Genomic DNA, 1,500 nt, shown 5'->3' on the forward strand with positions numbered 1-1,500 from the left:
TGTAGAGCGTCAACCACCTTGTCCGCGGGCGACAACCAATTTGGCCGGTTTTGAGGCCGCTGAGGTTGGCGTTTCGTTCAGTGTTTTGGGTTAGGTCTCTCCTTCGTTTTGGTTGTCGTTGTTGGTTGTCGCTGCCGGTTCTGCCAGTGCCATCCTGTTGGTGGCCGCAGCCCGCTGACGGAAGCTTTCGGCGTTCATCTCGAGGATGGTCGCGTGGTGGACCAAGCGGTCGATGGCCGCGACGGTCATGGCCTTGTCCGGGAAGATTTGATCCCAGCCACTGAAGGGTTGGTTGGCCGCGATGGCGATGCTGCGGTATTCGTAGCGTCGGGCGATGAGTTCGAAGAGGACGCCAGTTTCGGCCTGGTCCTTGTGGGCATAGGTGATGTCGTCGAGGATGATCAGGTCGAACTTGTCGAGCTTCGCCAGAGCCGCCTCGAGAACGAGATCGCGGCGGGCGGCCTGAAGTCTCTGCACCAGATCGCTGGTGCGGGTGTAGAAGACGCGGTGCCCTGCCTCGACCAAGGCGTGCCCTATGGCGCAAAGAACGTGCGTTTTGCCGGTGCCGGAGTTCCCGATAGCGATCAGGTTGCCACCCCCGTCCAGCCAGTCGCCGGCCGCCAGGGCCTCCACCCGGGCACGTGGCAGGGTGGGCAACGCCTTGAAGTCGAAGGTGGCCAGCGTCTTGCCGACCGGCAGCTGCGCCTCGTTCAGATGGCGCCGAATGCGACGCATGTCGCGCTCGGCCAGTTCATATTCCGCCAAAACGGCGAGGAAACGGGCAGCAGGCCAGCCTTCGGTGTCTGCGCGGGTGGCGATCTCGGCCCAGAGCTTGTGGAAACTGGGCAGCCGCAGCGCAGTCAGCATGCTGGGCAGCGTGTGGATGTCGATCTCGCGGGCGGTCATGCGCTTGCCCCCAGCAGCGCATCGAAGCTGTCCAGCGCCGGGTGGACGACGGTCACATCCGCCGGTAACGCCATGTGTCTTGGAGCCAGCCGTGATGCCAGCGCTTTGGGATCCGGCACCAAGCCAGCGTCGAGGTCTGCTGCAAGGAGATATGCCAGTTCCACTTCGCAAGCCTGTTCGTGGGCGATGAAGAGCAGATCGACCATCCGGCGGCAGGCGTCGCGTCGCGGAAGGTCGCGCTGCAGAACTTTCCAGGCTTCAGCGTATTCGGTCCGGGGGAACAGGCTGTCGCGATAGATCGAACTCCACAGGGCCTGTGGCTTGCGCCGCAGGGCATGGATCACATGATGGTAGTTGATGACATGGACGCGATGCCCGTCGCCACGCCCACGGGCCCGGGGGTGGCTGACGACGAGGGTGCCGCCGAGAAACGCCTCAACGCGATCATCGTAGAGGTGGACACGCAGGCGCTGACCGATCAGTTGCGATGGCGCACTGTAAAAGATGCTTTTGACCAGGAAGCCGCCTGTGCGGGTGACCGGCACCACGATCTCGGTGAAGTCTGTCGTGCGCCGCTGTGGCAGGGGCTTCAGG

At 63.4% G+C, this 1,500-nt stretch carries 2 protein-coding genes; both read right to left on the bottom strand.

Annotated elements, in window-relative coordinates; all coding sequences use genetic code 11:
- Nucleotides 1–90 precede the first annotated feature (90 nt).
- Nucleotides 91–906, bottom strand: a complete 816-nt coding sequence (istB, locus tag P775_RS03900) for an IS21-like element helper ATPase IstB (RefSeq protein WP_099909737.1) — start codon at nucleotides 904–906, stop codon at nucleotides 91–93.
- Nucleotides 903–1,500: Mu transposase domain-containing protein (locus tag P775_RS27895; protein WP_425439878.1), on the bottom strand; the 598-nt coding region annotated here is incomplete at its 5' end. The genes istB and P775_RS27895, both read right to left, overlap by 4 nt.

Source organism: Puniceibacterium antarcticum (assembly GCF_002760615.1).
In the GTDB taxonomy this organism is placed as follows: domain Bacteria; phylum Pseudomonadota; class Alphaproteobacteria; order Rhodobacterales; family Rhodobacteraceae; genus Puniceibacterium; species Puniceibacterium antarcticum.